This is a genomic window from Herbaspirillum sp. Her4 (genome assembly GCF_057961335.1).
Genome location: NZ_CM176330.1, coordinates 887,479 through 904,872, shown reverse-complemented (window position 1 = coordinate 904,872; position 17,394 = coordinate 887,479). Strand labels below are relative to the sequence as shown.

Sequence of the window (17,394 nt, the reverse complement as noted above, 5' to 3'; positions counted from 1 at the left end):
GAAGTTTGAAAAGAGGGGGAGGGCGCTTACAGCGTATCGGAAAACAGTTCGCGGCCGATCAGCATGCGGCGGATCTCGCTGGTGCCGGCACCGATCTCGTAGAGCTTGGCATCGCGCCACAGGCGGCCCACGGGATACTCGTTGATGTAGCCATTGCCGCCCAGCGACTGGATCGCTTCGCCCGCCATCCAGGTGGCCTTCTCGGCCGAGTAGAGGATGGCACCGGCGGCGTCCTTGCGCAGGGCGCGCACCTTGTCGGCGCTGTCGGCACGGTCACAGGCCTGGCCCACTGCATAGACGTAGGCCTTGCAGGCCATCATGGTGGAATACATGTCGGCCAGCTTGCCCTGCATGAGCTGGAATTCGCCGATGGCCTGGCCGAACTGCTTGCGGTCATGCACATACGGCACCACCACATCCATGCAGGCCTGCATGATGCCCAGCGGGCCACCGGAGAGCACGCTGCGCTCGAAGTCCAGGCCCGACATCAGCACGTTGACGCCACGGCCGACGCCGCCCAATACGTTTTCTTCGGGGACTTCGCAATCCTGGAACACCAGTTCACCGGTGTGGGAACCGCGCATGCCGAGCTTGTCCAGTTTCTGCGCGACGGAAAATCCTTTATATCCTTTCTCTACCAGGAAGGCAGTCATGCCGCGCGCCCCGGCGTCGAGATCGGTCTTGGCATAGACCACCAGCACGTCGGCATCGGGGCCATTGGTGATCCACATCTTGCTGCCGTTGAGCACGTAGCGGTCGCCCTTCTTGTCGGCGCGCAGTTTCATGCTCACCACATCCGAGCCGGCGTTGGGTTCGGACATGGCCAGCGCGCCGATGAAGTCGCCCGAGATCAGCTTGGGCAGGTACTTGCGCTTCTGCTCTTCATTGCCGTTGCGCTTGATCTGGTTCACGCAGAGGTTGGAGTGCGCACCATAGGAGAGGCCCACCGACGCCGAGGCGCGCGAGATTTCTTCCATCGCGATGATGTGCGCCAGGTAGCCCAGTCCGGCCCCGCCGTATTCCTCGCCGACGGTGATGCCCAGCACGCCCAGGTCGCCCAGCTTCTTCCACAGGTCCATGGGGAACTGGTCGCTGCGGTCGATCTCGGCTGCGCGCGGGGCGATCTCCGTTTGGGCGAAGGCGGCAACCGCTTCACGCAGGGCGGCGATGTCTTCGCCATGGTCGAAATTGAGGCCGGGCAGGTGGATCATGGGTGTCTCCTCGTTGGGTGTTTGGGGAATTCTTGTTGTGATGTGGAACGATTGCTGTTGCTTGACGTTAACGTCAATGAAGACGGTCTGCGCGTTGCGAAATGCCGTTTGCGTCAGGCCGCTACCGCCTTGCGTTTGCTCTTCGGTTTGGCGTCAGCCAGCAATTGCCGGCATTCCTCTTCGTGGGCGGCGATTTCGGAGAGGGTCAGTTCGAGGTCTTCGCGCTGCTGTTCCAGTTTTTCGCGATGCTGTTGCAGCAGGCCCAGGAAGCGCTGCAGCTGCGGCTGCGTATCCTTGGGCGATTCGTACATGTCGATCAGGTCCTTGATTTCGGCCAGTGTGAAGCCCAGGCGCTTGCCGCGCAGCGTGAGCTTCAGGCGCGTGCGTTCGCGCGCCGGATAGACGCGATGCCGGCCGCCCACCCCTTCGCGCTTGGGATTGAGGATGCCGTGGTCTTCGTAGAACCGGATCGCGCGCGGCGTGATCGCGAATTCTTCCGCCAGTTCGGTGATGGTGTAGGTTGGCATGGACGGGATGGATTGGGTTGGTCTGGCACTTTACGTTAACGTAAAGTATATTGTGCCCTGTCGTCCAGCAAAAAATGCAGGACTGGTGCGACGCCTTTGACTCCCCCTCACGATGATCGCCAGGCTTACTGATGAACGCTCTTGAATCCCAGCTCGACTACGCCTTCGGCGACACCCTGCCCGACACCGGCCACACCATGGAGGTGGCACCGGGCGTGCGCTGGCTGCGCATGGGGCTGCCCTTTGCCCTGAATCACATCAACCTGTGGTTGCTGGAAGACGAGGCCGACACCCCGCAAGGCCGCCAGCGCGGCTGGACCGTGGTCGATTGCGGCATCGCCACCGACGATACGCGCGCGGCCTGGGAGCGCATCTTCACTGAAGAACTCGATGGCTTGCCCATCCTGCGCGTGCTGGTCACGCATTGCCATCCCGATCACGTAGGGCTGGCCGACTGGCTGTGCCAGCGCTGGCAGGCACCGCTGTGGATGAGTACCGGTGATTACGCTTTTGCGCGCGTGATGTCGGCGGCCTTGCCGGGGGCCGAGGGGACGGCGGCCACGCCGCATTTCCAGCGGCATGGCCTGGCGGATCCCGAGACGGTGGCGACGCTGCAGGGACGCAATACGTATTACCAGGACCTGGTGCCCGCGGTGCCGCACGCGTATCACCGCATGCAGGATGGCCACGCGGTGCGCATCGGCGGACGCGACTGGGAAATCATTACCGGATTCGGTCATTCGCCGGAGCACGTTTCCCTGTATTGCGCGGCGCTGAATGTGCTCATTTCGGGGGACATGGTCTTGCCGCGCATCTCGACCAATGTGTCGGTGTTTGCGATCGAGCCGGAGAGCAATCCGGTGCAGCAATATCTGGATTCGCTGGCGAAATACGCGCACCTGCCGGGCGATGTGCTGGTGCTGCCTTCGCATGGCAAGCCCTTCCGTGGCTTGCATACCCGTATCCAGCAGTTGAACGAGCATCACCGCGAGCGTCTGGCCGAAGTGCTGGAGGCCTGTGCCACACCGCAGACGGGCGTGGATATCCTGCCGGTGATGTTCAAGCGGCCGCTGGATACGCACCAGCTGTCCTTTGCGCTGGGGGAGGCGGTGGCGCACTTGCACAAGCTCTGGTATGACGGTGCGGTCAAGCGCTTGCTGGGGGAGGATGGGGTGTATCGGTTTGTGGCGGTGTAAGCCTTCTTGCATCAATCGACGGCATTGATGCAGATGACGCATCAATGAAAAACGCCGGCGGGGATGACCCGGCCGGCGTTATTTTTTATCTCAGATGCGGGCGGCGTATCAGCCCGCCTTCTTCTTCATCTCGCGCTCTTCCTTCTGCAGCTTGGTCTTGATGCGGTTGCGCTTCAACGGCGACAGGTATTCGACGAAGACCTTGCCCTTCAGGTGATCCATCTCATGCTGGATGCACACGGCCAAGAGCTCATCGGCATCGACCTCGAAGGCCTTGCCGTCGGCATCAAAAGCGCGCACCTTCACGCGGGCCGGACGTTCCACGCCATCGTAGATGCCGGGCACCGACAGGCAGCCTTCGTCATAGACGCGTTTCTCTTCGCTGGCCCAGAGGATCTCGGGGTTGATGAAGACCTGCAGGTTCTTGCCTTCATCGGAGACGTCAATGACCACCACCTGTTCATGCACATCCACCTGGCTGGCCGCCAGGCCCACGCCGGGGGCGGCATACATGGTCTCGGCCATGTCGGCCACCAGCTTCTTGATGCGCTCGTCGAAGACGGTCACGGGGACGGCAACCTTGTGCAGGCGCGGATCGGGATAACGGAGGATGTTCAGCAGGGCCATACGTGTGTTCTCGGTAAGCTTGGGGTTCGGTCTCGGGGGACCTGGTTCGGGCCGGATCTCGTCATTTTGCGAGCGTGCGGGAAATTCATTTCGGGATTTGTCATGTAAATGCGGCCGAAGCGCGACGCTTCAAGCACGGCCACAGCACAATGCCGGTCCTGGCAGGCCTGTGCGGCGTGGCGCGGCGGCCAGGAGATTCCCGTTTTTTGGAAAAGTGTATCACAGCCCGCCACAGGCCCGCCCGGAGAGCCGCGCCGCACGGCCTTGAGCGGGCGGCCGATGTACAACACTTCATCTATCTTCATGCAAGAGCCTTTCCACGACACTATTGCCGATCCGGCCACAGAACTGACTGCCTGGCTGCGCTTGGCCATGACCGAGGGCATCGGGCCGGTGCTGGCGCGCCGGCTGCTGGCGGTGTTCGGTTTGCCGCAGGGCATCTGGCAGGTCGATCAGGAGGCCTTGCGGGCGGTGGTGCCAGCGGCGGTGGCGGCTCGCCTGGTGTGCGCACCGACCGCACAGCAGCGCGAGCGCATCGCCGCCACGCTGGCCTGGGCGCAGGTGCCGGGGCAATCCGTCATCACGCTGGCCGATGCAAGCTATCCGCCGGGCTTGCTGCAGATTGCCGATCCGCCCTTGCTGCTGTACGTGCGCGGCAATCCGGCGCTGCTGGCGGGCAATGCGCTGGCGGTGGTCGGCAGCCGCAATGCCACGGCCCAGGGCGTGCAGCATGCGGGCCGGTTTTCGGAGGAGCTCAGCCGTGCGGGCATCACCATCGTCTCCGGGTTGGCGCTGGGTATCGATGCGGCCGCGCATGCGGGCGGATTGGCCGGGCCGGGCTCGACGGTGGCCGTCATCGGTACCGGCATCGATCTGGATTATCCCCAGCGCAATCGCGCGCTGGCACAACGCATCGCCGAGGGCGGCTGCATCGTCAGCGAATATGCACTGGGCACGCCGCCGCTTTCAGCCAACTTTCCACGCCGCAACCGCCTGATCTCGGGCTTGTCCCGCGCCGTGCTGGTGGTGGAGGCGGCGGCCCGGTCGGGTTCGCTCATCACCGCGCGCATGGCGGCCGAGCAGGGGCGGGATGTGTTTGCCATTCCGGGGTCGATCCACGCGCCGCTGTCCAAGGGTTGCCATCAACTGATCCGGCAAGGGGCCAAGCTGGTCGAGACCACGCAGGATATTCTCGATGAGCTGCCTGGTTGGTCCACGTTGCCGAAGCAGCAAGCTGTCGTGCAGGCAACTTCATCGCGCGCCATGGATGAGCTCGATGCGGCAAGCCAACAGTTATTGCAGAGCCTGGGCCATGACCCGGTCGATGCCGATACCCTCGCGTTGCGCTGCGGCCTTGATGCAGCGGGCCTGGCAGGGAGTTTGCTAACCTTGGAACTGCAGGGTTGGGTGGAGCTGCTGCCGGGTGCACGTTATCGCCGCACCGTGTGAAGAAATTATCCCCGCAGCGCCGCAAATCCTGCCATACTGGACTTGGCTGACTTGTACATTCATAACCTTCGCGATAGAGTACGAACATGTTTGATGTCCTCGTTTACCTGTACGAAACCTACTATCGCCCTGATGCCTGCCCCGAACCCGAGGCGCTCGTCAAAAAGTTGTCCGCGATCGGTTTCGAAGAAGATGAAATCTCCCAGGCACTCGGATGGCTGACTGATCTTGAAGTCGCCAATCACGAATTCGCCGACAACTATCCCCGACAGACCGCCTTTTCCTTCGGTACGCGCATCTATGCGACCCAGGAAAGTGACATTCTGGGCGTGGAAGCCATCGGTTTCATCCAGTTCCTCGAATCGGCCAAGATGCTGGACCCGATCCAGCGCGAGATCGTCATCGAGCGCGCCCTGGCCGCCGGTGAAGCGCCGATCACCTTGGAAAAACTCAAGGTCATCGTATTGATGGTGCTGTGGAGCCAGGGCAAGGAACCGGACGGCCTGATGTTCGAGGAGCTGTTCCTCGACGAAGACGATACCGAACCGCGCCTGCTGCACTGAACGCACCGGCCTGGCACGAGCGACAGGGCTGGGAGGGAGCCTTGCTGACAACGTGCTGACGCCGCATCCCCGTGCTGTTGCTTCATTTCAAGCCATTTCGGCATGAATGAACATAAAAGCCGGCGAAAGCGCATGAATCAATGAAACGGCAAGCCCTTGTGCTTGCCGTTTCATTTGCATCACGCTTATCATTCCCCCGCATTGGCCCGATATTGGCTACTATATAAAAATTCCGTTGTCCACAGGCAATGAAACGCCGGCCACTTGCGTAGCTTGCCGCCGCCTATCGTTGACCGCCTGGGATGGCATGGTGTTGTTTCGGAGCAGTCCGGCCCCACGTGAGGCTGATGCAACTCCCGCAGCACACCAGCAACTGACCTCTCACTACCGAGACCCATACCTATGAGCAAGACCCTCATCATTGCCGAGAAGCCCTCTGTCGCGAACGACATCGCGAAGACGCTCGGCGGCTTCACCAAGCACGATGAGTATTTCGAATCCGACGAGTACATCCTGTCCTCGGCCGTCGGTCACCTGCTGGAAATCGCAGTTCCCGAGGAATACGACGTCAAGCGCGGCAAGTGGAGTTTTACCCACCTGCCGATGATTCCGCCGCACTTTGCGCTCAATCCGATTGCCAAGACCGAGTCGCGCCTGAAGGTGCTCTCCAAGCTCATCAAACGCAAGGATGTCACCACCCTCATCAACGCATGTGACGCGGGCCGCGAAGGTGAACTGATCTTCCGCCTGATCGCGCAATACACCAAGGCCAAGCAGCCGGTGAAGCGCCTGTGGCTGCAATCGATGACGCCCGGCGCCATCCGCGAGGGCTTCGCCCATCTGCGCGATGATGAAGAAATGCTCCCGCTGGCCAATGCCGCGCGCTGCCGCAGCGAAGCCGACTGGCTGATCGGCATCAACGGCACCCGCGCCATGACCGCCTTCAATTCCAAGGAGGGCGGCTTCTATCTGACCACCGTGGGCCGCGTGCAGACGCCGACCCTGTCCATCGTGGTCGAGCGTGAAGAGAAGATCAAGAAGTTCATCCCGCGTGACTACTGGGAAGTGCACGCCGAATTCGTCTGCGCTGCCGGCATCTACAAGGGCCGCTGGCTGGACAAGGGCCACAAGAAGGATGAAGCCGATCCCGAGAAGCGTCCCGAGCGCCTGTGGAGCAAAGCCGCAGCGGATTCCATCGTGGCCGCCTGCCGCGACAAGCCGGGCAATGTCACCGAGGAATCCAAGCCGACCACGCAGATGTCGCCGGGCCTGTTCGACCTGACCAGCCTGCAGCGCGAGGCCAACTCGCGCTTCGGCTTCTCGGCCAAGAACACCCTGGGCCTGGCCCAGGCGCTGTATGAAAAGCACAAGGTGCTGACCTATCCGCGTACCGACTCGCGCCACCTGCCCGAGGACTACATCAACACGGTCAAGGACACCATGGAGGCGCTGGCGGAGAACAACAACTACCACCAGTTCTCCAAGCAGATCTTGAAGCAAGGCTGGGTCAAGCCGAACAAGCGCATCTTCGACAACACCAAGATCAGCGACCACTTCGCCATCATCCCGACCACCCAGGTGCCCAAGAACCTGTCGGAGCCGGAACAGAAGCTCTACGACCTGGTGACGCGCCGCTTCATGGCGGTGTTCTTCCCGCCGGCCGAGTTCCAGGTGACCACCCGCTTCACGGAAGTGTCGGGCCACCAGTTCAAGAGCGAAGGCAAAGTCATGATCAACCCCGGCTGGCTGGCCATCTACGGCAAGCAGGTCGAGGAAGACGACAAGGACAAGGAAGGCGGCGGCAACCTGGTGGCCGTGGCCCCGGGCGAGAAGGTCAAGACCGACAAGGTCACCGCCAATGGCCTGGTCACCAAGCCGCCCGCCCGCTACACCGAAGCCACGCTGCTGTCGGCCATGGAAGGCGCGGGCAAGCTGGTGGACTCCGATGAACTGCGCGAAGCCATGGCCGGCAAGGGCCTGGGCACGCCGGCCACGCGTGCGGCCATCATCGAAGGCCTGCTCAACGAAAAGTACCTGCTGCGCGAAGGCCGCGAAATGATGCCTACCGCCAAGGCCTTCCAGCTGATGACGCTGCTGCATGGCCTGGGTGTGGATGAACTGACCGAACCCGAACTGACCGGCGAGTGGGAACACAAGCTGGCCCAGATGGAGCGCGGCAAGATCAGCCGTGACGAGTTCATGCGCGAGATCGCGCAGATGACCCAGATCATCGTCAAGCGCGCCAAGGAATACGACAACGACACCATCCCCGGCGACTATGCGACCCTGCAGACGCCTTGCCCCAACTGCGGTGGTGTGGTGAAGGAAAATTACCGTCGCTTCGCCTGCACCAAGTGCGAATTCTCGATGAGCAAGGTGCCCGGTGGCCGCCAGTTCGAAATCGCTGAAGTGGAAGAGCTGCTGCAGAACCGTACCATCGGTCCGCTGCAGGGCTTCCGCTCCAAGATGGGCCGTCCGTTTGCGGCCATCCTGAAGATTTCGCGCGACGAAGAGATCAAGAACTTCAAGCTGGAATTCGACTTCGGCCAGGACCAGGCCGATGGCGAAGGCGGCGAGCCGGTGGACTTCAGCGAGCAGACTCCGCTGGGCGCCTGCCCCAAGTGCGGCAGCGGCGTCTACGAAATGGGCCTGGCCTATGTCTGCGAGAAGACCGTGGCCAAGCCCAAGGCCTGCGACTTCCGCAGCAGCCGCATCATCCTGCAGCAGGAAATCCTGCCGGAGCAGATGGCCAAGCTCCTCAACGACGGCAAGACCGACCTGCTGCCGGGCTTCATCTCGCAACGGACGCGCCGGCCTTTCAAGGCCTTCCTGGTGCGCGGCAAGGATGGCAAGATCAGCTTCGAGTTCGAGGAACGCAAGGCCAAAGCTCCCGCCAAGGGCAAGGCTGCAGCAGCGGACGCCGATGACGGTGCCGACGAGGCAGTAGCCAAGCCGGCCGCCAAGAAGACGGCGACCAAGACGGCGGCCAAGACCACGGCCACCAAGACCAAGGCGGCAGCGGCCAAGAAGCCGGCCCTGCGCAAGGCGACGCCGAAGAAGGCTGCGGCTCCGGACGCCTGATTTCCATCGGCCGAAAACGACAAAGGCCTCGCACTGTTCGGTGCGAGGCCTTTTGTTTTTTTATGCACGACGCTTCACCCACGACCCGTTCGGACTGAGTAGGCCCGTAGGGCCGTATCGAAGGCGCTCGCTGGACCACATTCGGCGCGTCTTCGATACCCTGCAGCGCCGCTACTCAGCCCGAACGGGTGGTGGGAGATTTTTCGGCGGTTGTTCAGTCGCTATAGACCACCGTCAACGGCGCATGATCCGAAAAGCGCTGTTCCTTGTAGATCGCCGCACTGACCGCCTTGGCCGCAATGCCCGGCGTGGAGACGTGGTAATCGATACGCCATCCCACGTTGTTGGCCCAGGCTTGGCCGCGGTTGCTCCACCAGGTGTAGGCTTCGCCGGTGGTCTCCGGATGCAGGCGGCGATACACGTCCACCAGGCCCAGCTGGTCGAAGATGCGCGTCATCCAGGCGCGTTCTTCCGGCAAAAAGCCTGAATTCTTCTGGTTGCTCTTCCAGTTCTTCAGGTCGATTTCCTTGTGGGCGATGTTCCAGTCGCCACAGATGACCACTTCGCGACCGCTCTTTTCCAACTCCATCAGGTGCGGCAGGAAGGCTTCCATGAAGCGGAACTTGGCTTCCTGGCGTTCCTCGCTGGAGGAACCCGAGGGCGCATAGAGCGAGATCACGGTCAGGTCGCCGTAGTCGCATTCGACATAGCGGCCTTCGTCATCGAATTCGGTATTGCCGAAGCCGATGCGCACCGAATCCGGCTGGCGGCGGCTGTAGACGCCCACGCCCGAGTAGCCCTTCTTCTGGGCGTAGTGGAAATGGCCGACATAGCCGGCCGGGGCCAGGAAGTCTTCGGTCATGTCGGCCGCCTGGGCCTTCAGTTCCTGCACGCAGACGAAGTCCGGCGCTTCCTTTTGCAGCCACTCGAAGAAGCCCTTCTTGGCGGCCGAACGGATTCCGTTGAGGTTGGCGGAGACGATTTTTGGCATGGATGTCCTGTTTGCTTGCTGCAGAAGTGTGTTCAATCAGGCCGGTAGCATAACCGATAGGATGAATCATTTAAAATGTCGGCCTGATGAAGGCTTTGCCACCGCGCCGCCTTGCCTGGCGGCAAGCGGGCGCGGTCCGCACCTTCCGTTTTGACTCTTCCCGGGAAATGCATTGTGAGCAACTTGAGACAGGAATTCATCGAATTCGCGGTATCGGCCGGCGTGCTGCGCTTTGGCGAATTCGTCACCAAGGCGGGCCGTACCTCGCCTTACTTCTTCAACGCCGGCCTCTTCAGCGAGGGCGCGACCCTGGCCCAGGTGGCCCGCTTCTACGCCCAGACCCTGCAGGATTCGGGCGTGGAATATGACATGCTGTTCGGCCCCGCCTACAAGGGCATCACCCTGGCCTCGGCCACCGCGGTGGCGCTGGCCGGCATGGGCCGCAATGTCCCCTTCGCCTTCAACCGCAAGGAAGCCAAGGACCACGGCGAAGGCGGCACCATCGTCGGCGCCAAGCTGCAGGGCAAGGTCGTCATCATCGATGACGTCATCTCGGCCGGCACCTCGGTGCGCGAGTCGGTGGACATGATCCGCGCCGCCGGTGCCACCCCCTGCGCCGTGCTGATCGCGCTGGACCGCATGGAGCGCTCGGGCAAGGATGGCGCACTCTCCGAACTGTCGGCCGTGCAGGAAGTGGCGCGCGAGTACGATATGCCGGTCATCTCCATCGGCAACCTCAATGACCTCTTCGAGTACATCTCCAACGGCGGCGATGCTCGCCTGAGCCAGTACAAGGATGCGGTAGCAGCATATCGGACCCGTTACGGCGTCTAAGTGCCCTGGAACTGCCGCTAAAAGGCATTAAATGAAGAAAAAGGCTGGATCCGCGAGGTTCCAGCCTTTTTTGCGTGGGCGTTGGAAGGTTTATGCCAAATTCTGAGGTACGGTGGTCACGCGCTGGCGCTGCAGGCGGTCATCAAGCTCGCCGACCTGGGCCGCAACGGCGTTCTCGGTCTGTTCCACGCGCTGGTGGATGTCACGCTGCAAGGCATCCAGACGCTGTGCCAGCAGGGTTTGCTGTTCGGTCTGGCGGCGTTGCAGCTGTTCCAGCTCGGTCTTCAGGTAGCCGCGCAGGTCATTGAAGCGCGAATGCTCGGCCTGGTCGGCCAGGGCGCGCTGGGCTTCCAGCTGCTTGGTCAGGCGGCGGCTTTCCAGCATCACGCTGGTCTGCAGGGCCAGGATGTAGAGCAGGAAGAAGGCCGTCAGCACCACCACCACGCCCAGCATCACCGCGCCCAGCGGTGCATGGAATTCGGTGTAGATCAGCGAGAGCGTGGTCGTGGCCGTAAAGGCCGTCCAGTTGACGGCGGCGAAGATGGCGACCAGCGCCAGCAGCACGATGAGGAAAATGGTCCGGAATTTCATGTCAGCCTCCTTTGTTGTGAAGGTGTCGGCAGAGGCACGCGAGCGCTTGTCATGACGACAATATGAATATCTTGGACTACGGCAAGCACGGGGATGTTCCGTGCAGTTGTCATCCTGCAATCAGAAATGAAAAAGCCGGCACGGAGCCGGCTTGCAAGCGGGGAAGAGCGCTGCGGGCTCAGGCAGCCAGCGCCTTTTCCAGCAACTGGTGCAGTTCGGCGAACTGCGGCTCACCGACATAGCGCTTGATGATGTTGCCATCCTTGCCGATGACGAAGGTGGTCGGGGTCAGCTTGACGTCGCCGAAGGCCTTGGCCAGCGTGTCCTGCGGGTCCAGCGCGACCTTGAAGGGCAGCTTGCGGGTTTCGGTGTAGTTCAGCACGTAGTTGGGCGGGTCATAGCTCATGGCGACGGCCACGAAGTCCAGGCCACGGTCCTTGAACTTGTTGTAGGTGTCGATCATTTGCGGCATCTCGCCCACGCAGGTGGTGCAGCTGGTGGCCCAGAAATTGACCATGACCACCTTGCCGCGCAGATCCTTCAGTGCGACCTGCTGGCCATTGAGCTTGGTGAAGGTGACGTCGGGCGCGGCATTGCCGGCATTGACCTTGAAATAGGCGAAGGCGGCGACAGCGGCCACCACCAGGACGGCTGCCAGCTTGATCATGAGACCGCTCTTGGGCGCGTTGGCCTGTGCTTGCATGGGAAACTCCGGATCCGGACTGCGGGAAGAGGCCTGCCACTGCATACGGCAGCCTCGTTGAACTGAAGCATTATAGACCTCGCCGCAGAATTCTGCGGGCGGCCCCTGCACGTGAAAACCGCCGGACTCGCCGGCGGTTTGACCTGCATCAGCTACGCAGCTGCCATCAGCTGGTGGCCTTGTTCTCGCTGGCCGGCTTGCGCTGGTAGTCCTTCAGTTCGTCCTCGGTGATGTATTCGAACAGGGTCACGACCTTGTTCACACCGGAAACGCCGCTGGCGATCTGCGCCGCACGCTGGCCTTCACGCTGGGTCACGCGGCCCAGCATGTAGACGATGCCGCGCTCGGTGGTGATCTTGAAGGCGCTGGAGTACAGCGTCTTGTCGTCCACCAGGCTGGCCAGGACCTTGCTGGTGATGAGCGCATCGCTGGAGCGCGAACCGAAGCTGGACGACGGGCCCACTTCCAGTTCGTTGTACACCGTATCGACGTTCTGGATGGCCTTGGTTTCACGCTCGGCGGCGGCCTTGGAGGCTTCGTCCGGCACTTCGCCCGAGAGCAGCACCTTGCGGTTGAAGGCAGTCACGTTGACGTGGGAGCCGGAGGCCACCACTTCGGGAATGCGGGCTTCGCCCTTGACCACGATGGACTTGTCTTCCGTCTGCGCGCCCAGGGTGCGGCGGTCGGTGGCGGCGAAGGTGGTGGCCAGCGCACCGCCGGCAAACACCGCAAAACAGCCCTGCAGGCTCAGGGCCACCATGCCGCCGAGGGCCACGGCCGCCAGCGGGCGGCGCATACGGGTCAACAAGGATCGTGCATCACTCATTCGCATCATCTCCAAAAAGCGCGACGTCGATACCGTCGCAAATGCAGTGCAGCGACACCAGATGCACTTCCTGGATGCGCGCAGTGCGTTCATGCGGCACACAGATATGCACATCGGCGTCGTTCAGGACCTTGCCGATCTTGCCGCCACCCTTGCCGGTCAGGGCCACCACGCGCATGTCGCGTTCGTGCGCCACTTCGATGGCGGCCAGGATGTTGCCCGAATTGCCCGAGGTCGAGAAGGCCAGCAGGATGTCGCCGGCCTGGCCGAAGGCCTGGACTTGCTTCGAGAAGATTTCCTGGTAGCTGTAGTCGTTGCCGACGGCGGTGAGGATGGACGTATCGGTGGTCAGCGCCAGGGCCGGCAGCGGCAGGCGTTCGCGTTCGAAGCGGCCTACCAGTTCGGCGGCGAAGTGCTGGCTGTCGGCGGCCGATCCGCCATTGCCACAGGCAAGAATCTTGTTGCCATTCGACAGTGCAGTGAACATTAGTTCAATCGCCTGTTCGATCGGTTGGGCCAGAACACTGGCGGCCTTCATCTTCAGGTCGGCGCTTTCCTGGAAATGGGCGAGGATGCGGGGATTTGTCATAGTGCCTGCGATTATAGAGGACTTGAACGCGGCCAAGTCCGGGCAATTCGTAAAGAGAAGTTTCCGGAATCCGGTCGCACATGATACTCCAGCCGCCCGCTGTCGCGCCAAATCGTCCGCTGTTCAGGCCTCAATGGCGTTGCGCAGCCACTGCAACCGGCCGCCTTCCAGCGTGACCACGTCGAAGCGGCAGGCCGGCAGGCGCGCTTGTCCTTGCAGCCAGACCTGGGCGGCCACCAGCAGGCGCCGCTGCTTGGGCGGCGTGACGCTGGCGGCCGCACCGCCATAGGCGCTGCTGGCGCGGGCGCGCACTTCCACGAAGACGATGGTGCTGCCCTCACGCAGGATCAGGTCGATCTCGCCGCCCTTGCAGCGGAAATTGCGCTGGCCTACCTGCAGGCCCTGTGCCTGCAGGTAGGCCAGCGCCCGGTCTTCGCCGTCGTCCCCGGTGCGCTGGCGCGCCGTGCGCCGCAGCGAGCTGCCTGGCGCCATGATGGCCTCAGTACTGGTCGGCCATCGGCACCGGCCAGCCATCCTGGTAGACGGCCTGGGTTTCCTGGCGTTGGAAGAAGGTGGTGCCGCCGCTGACCATGTTCACGTTCAGCCGGCCGGTGACGCCGTCGATGTCGAAGCCGGATTGCTTCTGGGCGATGCCATAGGCCACCCGGTAGGCATCGATGCCCAGCGCGTACAGGCGCGCCAGGTCGGGATTGGGGCGCTCGTTGTCGTTGACCGCCGGACGCGGGTAGCGGGCCACGGCCACGTTGTCCGGCTGCAGCTGCCAGGGGATGTCGATCAGGCGCACGCCATCGAGTTCGGGCAGCTTGTCATTCGGGTTGTCACGCTTGAGGGTGAAGGGATTGATCTGCGAAGTCCCGTACAGCGGCAGCTCGTTGCCGACGGCGCTGCGCAGTTGCACGGTCTGCGCCGCATCCAGGGCGACGAAGATCAGGGCCGGCTTTTCCTGCTCCACGCGCTTGGCCAGTTGCGCCAGGCCGGGCGCGGAGAGGGCGTTGGAGGGCGTGCTCAGTTCCAGTGTTTCCACCTGCAGTCCGAGCTGGCGCGCGCGCAGCTGGAAGGAGCGGGCGGCGCGCTTCTGCCAGGCGGTGCCGGTGGAGATGGCGAAAATCTTGCCGGGGGCCTTTTCCTTCTCGACCCAGTTGGCGACCTGGCGCGCTTCCTCGTCGATGGACAGGCCCACGGCCAGCATCTGCGGTGGCAACTGCAATTCGGTTTCGCCATTCATGTCGGGCTGCGCCAGCGCCACCGTGGGTTTGCTCACGCGCCCGCTCTGCGCCACGGCGGTGACGGCGCTGCGCGAGAGCGGGCCGACCACGATGTCGAACTTGGCGGATGCGTCGTCATAGGCACGCTGCATGTCGGGGGCCGAGTCGCCGGTTTCGACGATGGCCAGCTGGATATTTTCCTTCTGGCGCGAATAGGCCGTCAGGAAGCCCGTGCGCACGGCATCGGAAGCCGCGCCGAAGGCACCGCTGCGCGAGGGCAGCAGCAGAGCCACGCGCACGGGTGTCGGGGTAGCTGGGGGTGGCGGCACAGCGGGTGCGCCGATGGCGGCTGATTCCATCTCCGGGGAGGTGCCCGGCGGCAGGGCCAGCGGGGCGGGGTCGGCAGCACCAGGCGTGGCAGCCTGGGCCAGCAGAGGTACACTGTCGGCTGCTGCGGCGCTGGCCGTGATCATCCATGGTGCCAGCATGCCTGCCAGCAGGGCCGCTTGCGCGGTCATTTTCTTCCAACTTGTGAACATCCCGCCCCCTCCAATGAATCAGAATTCCAGCGTCGCCGCCTCCATCCTGCAGGATGCCGCCCAGCAAAGCTATCCGGTGTCGGCATTATATGTGCTGGCCACGCCCATCGGAAACGTCTGCGACATCACCCTGCGCGGCCTGCATGTGCTGGCCATTGCTGACGCGGTGGCCTGCGAGGATACCCGCAATACCAGCCAGTTGCTGCAGCGTTATGGCCTTTCCAAGCAGTTGCTGGCAACCCACGAACACAATGAGCGCGAAGCCGCCGCCAAGATCATCGAACGCCTGCAGGCCGGCCAGCGCGTGGCCCTGGTCTCGGACGCCGGTACCCCGGCCATCTCCGACCCCGGCGCCCGTGTAGTGGACGCCGTGCGCGCCGCAGGGTTCCAGGTCATCGCCTTGCCCGGTGCCTCGGCGGCGGTGACTGCCTTGTCGGCCTCCGGCCTGACCGATGCCCGCTTCCACTTCGTCGGCTTCCTGCCAGCCAAGACCCGCCAGCGTGAGACCGCCTTGCAGGAACTGGTGGCGCTGCAGGCCGCGCTGGTGTTCTATGAGGCTCCGCACCGCATCGTCGAGACCGTGCAGTCCATGCTGCAGGTCTTCGGCCCCACCCGCCAGGTGGTGCTGGCGCGCGAGCTGACCAAACTCTTCGAGCACATCCACCGCTGCCCGCTGGGCGAGGCCGTGGCCTGGCTGGAGCAGGATGCCAACCGCCAGCGCGGTGAATTCGTGGTCTTGCTGGAAGGGGCGCAGCCGGTCGAGGGGGAAGATGCCGAGGGCGAGCGCGTCTTGCGCATCCTGCTGGAAGAGTTACCGGTCAAGCAGGCGACGGCATTGGCCGCGCAGATCACCGGCCAGAAAAAGAATGCCTTGTATGAACGCGCCCTGCAGATCCGCCAAGGCGCACAAGAGGACGAGGACGCCTGAAGCCGCACAGGCCCCCGGCTCAGCCCGTTCGGGCGATCAAATGAAGTTTTTTGCGGGGCCACCCCTGCATCGCCCGCCACGCCGCCCTGCGTTGAAATGCCTCTGCAGGGCGGGTGAAGAAAATTCCCAAAAACCGAAGTCGGCTCAACGCTCCACGATGAACGGCGTGCCGGCACTGCGCTGGCGCACCAGCATGGCCGCGTTCTGCGCTGCCGGACGGGTCGGGTAGGGGCCGGCATAGAGGCGATAGAGTCCGTTGACCTGCACCGCCTGCATGCTGTCGACGATGCCGGAGAGGCTGGGCAGCAGCTTGTCGCGCGCCACCAGGGCATTGGCTTCCTGCGAGTAGGCACCGAACTGCAGGTAATAGCCGGCCGTCAGCGGAACCGCTTGCGGCATGGCCGGCGAAGGGGCCGAGCCGCTGGCCACGGCATTGATGATGCCACCGCCCCCGGCCATGCCCGCGCCACCGGCGGCGCTGCTGGTGCTGGCGTTGATGGGCTGCACGGCGGCCACGGTCGGCTGCGGCGGCAGGCTTTGCGCGCTGACCGTATTGATTTCCACCGGTCCGGTGGAGACACCCTGTCCACCGGCCCCGGTATCGGCAGCCCGGTTGATCGGATCGGCCGCCGCCAGCGTGGTGCCGCCGCCATTGCGGCGTGCATCGGCCATGCGCTGGGCTTCTTCCGGCAGGATGCGCTCGACTTCCAGTTCGCTGCTGCCGGTCCCCAGATAGCCGAGCTTGAGCGCGGCCGTGTAGGAGAGGTCGATGATGCGGCTGGAGTGGAAGGGCCCGCGGTCATTGATGCGCACGATGACCTGCTTGCCGGTCTTCAGGTTGGTCACCCGGGCGTAGGACGGGATGGGCAGCGTGGGATGCGCGGCCGTCATCTTGTACATGTCGTAGAGTTCGCCCGAAGAGGTCTTCTGGCCATGGAATTTCTTGCCATACCAGCTGCCCACGCCGCGCTGGATGAAGGGCTGGTTGTTGTCCGTGATCGGCACGTAGGTCTTGCCGAACACCGCATAAGGCCGGCTGGCGGCCTTGGAGACTGGTTCCACCTGGGGTTCGGCATCGGCCACGTCCAGGAGGCCATCGGGGATGTGATCGCCCGGGCCGTCATCCTTGTAGTAGCCGCCGCGCCCCGAACCCGCCGCCGGCAGCGCCGGGACGTTGGAGGGCCGGGTACTGGCGGACTTGGTGGGGGTGGCCGGTGCCTGGGCGGTCTGGCGCGGGGCCTGCTGGGTGGTGCCGCAAGCGGCCAGCAGCAAGGGCAGCAGCAGCGTGCCCCAGCGCAGGGCGCGGCCCAGGGAGGCGCGCGGGTGGTGATGGTCTAGAGTGGGTGTTTCCATGGGCTGTCCTTGGTCAACAGTCGATGCGCGGGGCCTGGTGCTTGCGGGTCCCGGCCGGAATGTTCGCAACGATACCAGACTGCAATGCACCGAGGCTGACAACTCGTCAGTACAGCAAGTTCACGAATCCTCGCAAACTTGCCATTCCTGCAACAAGAAG

Annotated in this window: 17 protein-coding genes; 6 read left to right on the top strand and 11 right to left on the bottom strand. The window is 63.3% G+C overall.

From position 1 onward, the window contains the following. Nucleotides 1-26: 26 nt before the first annotated feature. Both ACWFUC_RS04165 and ACWFUC_RS04160 read right to left on the bottom strand, forming a co-directional pair. Entirely contained in the window at nt 27-1,211 is a 1,185-nt protein-coding gene (locus tag ACWFUC_RS04165; protein ID WP_489624193.1) for an isovaleryl-CoA dehydrogenase, read from the bottom strand. Nucleotides 1,212-1,324: 113 nt separating this feature from the next. After that, entirely contained in the window at nt 1,325-1,738 is a 414-nt protein-coding gene (locus ACWFUC_RS04160) for a MerR family transcriptional regulator (RefSeq protein WP_008333608.1), read from the bottom strand. Nucleotides 1,739-1,869: 131 nt separating this feature from the next. Between ACWFUC_RS04160 and ACWFUC_RS04155 the strand changes: the two genes are divergently transcribed. Next, nucleotides 1,870-2,934, top strand: coding sequence for an MBL fold metallo-hydrolase (locus tag ACWFUC_RS04155; protein ID WP_489624192.1), 1,065 nt, complete (start codon nt 1,870-1,872; stop codon nt 2,932-2,934). Between the two features lie 108 nt (nt 2,935-3,042). On the opposite strand, the gene def is transcribed toward ACWFUC_RS04155, so the two are convergent. Beyond that, complete coding sequence (gene def / locus ACWFUC_RS04150; RefSeq protein ID WP_039790192.1) at nt 3,043-3,561, bottom strand: peptide deformylase; 519 nt, start codon at nt 3,559-3,561, stop codon at nt 3,043-3,045. Nucleotides 3,562-3,864: 303 nt separating this feature from the next. Here def and dprA point away from each other — a divergent pair, with 303 nt between their 5' ends. The 3 genes from dprA (at nt 3,865) to ACWFUC_RS04135 (ending at nt 8,654) form a co-directional block, all read left to right on the top strand. After that, a complete protein-coding gene (gene dprA / locus ACWFUC_RS04145; RefSeq protein ID WP_489624191.1) occupies nt 3,865-5,010 on the top strand; it encodes a DNA-processing protein DprA in 1,146 nt (381 codons plus the stop codon). An 86-nt stretch (nt 5,011-5,096) separates the two neighbouring features. Beyond that, the gene (locus ACWFUC_RS04140; protein WP_034339991.1) at nt 5,097-5,573 is read left to right on the top strand and encodes a Smg family protein; all 477 of its coding nucleotides are present in this window, start codon (nt 5,097-5,099) and stop codon (nt 5,571-5,573) included. Nucleotides 5,574-5,975: 402 nt separating this feature from the next. Next, a complete protein-coding gene (locus ACWFUC_RS04135) occupies nt 5,976-8,654 on the top strand; it encodes a DNA topoisomerase III (RefSeq protein WP_134134206.1) in 2,679 nt (892 codons plus the stop codon). A 214-nt stretch (nt 8,655-8,868) separates the two neighbouring features. On the opposite strand, the gene ACWFUC_RS04130 is transcribed toward ACWFUC_RS04135, so the two are convergent. Continuing rightward, nucleotides 8,869-9,645 carry an exodeoxyribonuclease III gene (locus tag ACWFUC_RS04130; protein ID WP_039790188.1) on the bottom strand — a complete coding sequence of 259 codons (777 nt, stop codon included), beginning with the start codon at nt 9,643-9,645 and terminating at the stop codon, nt 8,869-8,871. Nucleotides 9,646-9,819: 174 nt separating this feature from the next. Between ACWFUC_RS04130 and pyrE the strand changes: the two genes are divergently transcribed. Beyond that, nucleotides 9,820-10,479 (top strand): orotate phosphoribosyltransferase, encoded by a 660-nt coding sequence (gene pyrE, locus ACWFUC_RS04125; RefSeq protein ID WP_008333588.1) that lies wholly within the window; start codon nt 9,820-9,822, stop codon nt 10,477-10,479. A gap of 90 nt (nt 10,480-10,569) precedes the next feature. On the opposite strand, the gene ACWFUC_RS04120 is transcribed toward pyrE, so the two are convergent. From ACWFUC_RS04120 to ACWFUC_RS04095, 6 genes are all read right to left on the bottom strand, one after another. Continuing rightward, entirely contained in the window at nt 10,570-11,070 is a 501-nt protein-coding gene (locus tag ACWFUC_RS04120; protein ID WP_489624189.1) for a LapA family protein, read from the bottom strand. A 178-nt stretch (nt 11,071-11,248) separates the two neighbouring features. Then, on the bottom strand, nt 11,249-11,773 hold the full coding sequence (locus ACWFUC_RS04115) for a peroxiredoxin family protein (protein ID WP_489624188.1): 525 nt from the start codon (nt 11,771-11,773) through the stop codon (nt 11,249-11,251). 166 nt (nt 11,774-11,939) lie between these two features. Further along, entirely contained in the window at nt 11,940-12,599 is a 660-nt protein-coding gene (locus ACWFUC_RS04110) for a BON domain-containing protein (protein ID WP_209583564.1), read from the bottom strand. Next, nucleotides 12,592-13,188 (bottom strand): phosphoheptose isomerase, encoded by a 597-nt coding sequence (locus tag ACWFUC_RS04105; RefSeq protein WP_259433701.1) that lies wholly within the window; start codon nt 13,186-13,188, stop codon nt 12,592-12,594. Before ACWFUC_RS04105 ends, ACWFUC_RS04110 begins: the two co-directional genes overlap by 8 nt. A gap of 123 nt (nt 13,189-13,311) precedes the next feature. Next, entirely contained in the window at nt 13,312-13,680 is a 369-nt protein-coding gene (locus tag ACWFUC_RS04100; RefSeq protein ID WP_489637448.1) for a YraN family protein, read from the bottom strand. Nucleotides 13,681-13,687: 7 nt separating this feature from the next. Continuing rightward, nucleotides 13,688-14,953, bottom strand: a complete 1,266-nt coding sequence (locus ACWFUC_RS04095; RefSeq protein WP_121041256.1) for a penicillin-binding protein activator — start codon at nt 14,951-14,953, stop codon at nt 13,688-13,690. Nucleotides 14,954-14,966: 13 nt separating this feature from the next. On the opposite strand from ACWFUC_RS04095, the gene rsmI reads away from it, so the two are divergent. Further along, entirely contained in the window at nt 14,967-15,881 is a 915-nt protein-coding gene (gene rsmI, locus ACWFUC_RS04090; RefSeq protein WP_489624186.1) for a 16S rRNA (cytidine(1402)-2'-O)-methyltransferase, read from the top strand. Between the two features lie 144 nt (nt 15,882-16,025). Here the strand turns inward: rsmI and ACWFUC_RS04085 are convergent, their stop codons facing one another. Continuing rightward, a complete protein-coding gene (locus tag ACWFUC_RS04085; protein WP_489624185.1) occupies nt 16,026-17,234 on the bottom strand; it encodes a septal ring lytic transglycosylase RlpA family protein in 1,209 nt (402 codons plus the stop codon). Nucleotides 17,235-17,394: the final 160 nt, after the last annotated feature.

Bases quoted from the DNA above. Each gene is read 5' to 3' on its own strand.
- dprA (WP_489624191.1), top strand. From the start codon at position 3,865: ATGCAAGAGCCTTTCCACGACACTATTGCCGATCCGGCCACAGAACTG.
- ACWFUC_RS04095 (WP_121041256.1), bottom strand. From the start codon at position 14,953: ATGTTCACAAGTTGGAAGAAAATGACCGCGCAAGCGGCCCTGCTGGCA.
- ACWFUC_RS04115 (WP_489624188.1), bottom strand. From the start codon at position 11,773: ATGCAAGCACAGGCCAACGCGCCCAAGAGCGGTCTCATGATCAAGCTG.
- ACWFUC_RS04165 (WP_489624193.1), bottom strand. From the start codon at position 1,211: ATGATCCACCTGCCCGGCCTCAATTTCGACCATGGCGAAGACATCGCC.
- ACWFUC_RS04085 (WP_489624185.1), bottom strand. From the start codon at position 17,234: ATGGAAACACCCACTCTAGACCATCACCACCCGCGCGCCTCCCTGGGC.
- ACWFUC_RS04135 (WP_134134206.1), top strand. From the start codon at position 5,976: ATGAGCAAGACCCTCATCATTGCCGAGAAGCCCTCTGTCGCGAACGAC.
- ACWFUC_RS04140 (WP_034339991.1), top strand. From the start codon at position 5,097: ATGTTTGATGTCCTCGTTTACCTGTACGAAACCTACTATCGCCCTGAT.
- rsmI (WP_489624186.1), top strand. From the start codon at position 14,967: ATGAATCAGAATTCCAGCGTCGCCGCCTCCATCCTGCAGGATGCCGCC.
- ACWFUC_RS04100 (WP_489637448.1), bottom strand. From the start codon at position 13,680: ATGGCGCCAGGCAGCTCGCTGCGGCGCACGGCGCGCCAGCGCACCGGG.
- ACWFUC_RS04120 (WP_489624189.1), bottom strand. From the start codon at position 11,070: ATGAAATTCCGGACCATTTTCCTCATCGTGCTGCTGGCGCTGGTCGCC.
- ACWFUC_RS04155 (WP_489624192.1), top strand. From the start codon at position 1,870: ATGAACGCTCTTGAATCCCAGCTCGACTACGCCTTCGGCGACACCCTG.
- ACWFUC_RS04130 (WP_039790188.1), bottom strand. From the start codon at position 9,645: ATGCCAAAAATCGTCTCCGCCAACCTCAACGGAATCCGTTCGGCCGCC.
- def (WP_039790192.1), bottom strand. From the start codon at position 3,561: ATGGCCCTGCTGAACATCCTCCGTTATCCCGATCCGCGCCTGCACAAG.
- ACWFUC_RS04110 (WP_209583564.1), bottom strand. From the start codon at position 12,599: ATGAGTGATGCACGATCCTTGTTGACCCGTATGCGCCGCCCGCTGGCG.
- ACWFUC_RS04105 (WP_259433701.1), bottom strand. From the start codon at position 13,188: ATGACAAATCCCCGCATCCTCGCCCATTTCCAGGAAAGCGCCGACCTG.
- ACWFUC_RS04160 (WP_008333608.1), bottom strand. From the start codon at position 1,738: ATGCCAACCTACACCATCACCGAACTGGCGGAAGAATTCGCGATCACG.